The 327-nt window shown below is 49.8% G+C and carries 1 protein-coding gene; it reads right to left on the reverse strand.

Features of this window, described 5'->3' with window-relative positions; translation table 11 throughout:
- Positions 1-20: 20 nt before the first annotated feature.
- Positions 21-327: hypothetical protein (locus CVH10_RS18980; RefSeq protein ID WP_219924837.1), on the reverse strand; the 307-nt coding region annotated here is incomplete at its 5' end.

A 327-nucleotide genomic window follows, 5' to 3' on the forward strand; every position in this document is an offset into this window, starting at 1 on the left:
TCGTCCCCTTTTTAGCAAATCTATGGATGGTAGACGGCTATCAGTGCTTGGAGATCGTTGGTAAAAGCAATCGATCCCTTTTGGAATCGTTGAGATATTGAAACGCCTGGGCTCAGCTGAGTTGGGTCGGCAACCCCTGCGATAGGGTATCCAAGGGGTCCCCCTTCGTATCCTTCTCCTCCCCAAATCTTCAGCATTATTTTTGGGATTCTCCAGGCTCCAAGAGATGGAAGGGAATATATTGCACTCTGATCTTCAAAGTTTGCGAAATGCCCTACCCCGTCGGCAGATGTCTGTTCGTCGGAAATCGGATACCCCATCTCGCCG

The sequence above is a fragment of the Halomonas sp. ND22Bw genome (assembly GCF_003011945.1).
In the GTDB taxonomy this organism is placed as follows: Bacteria; Pseudomonadota; Gammaproteobacteria; order Pseudomonadales; family Halomonadaceae; genus Halomonas; species Halomonas halophila.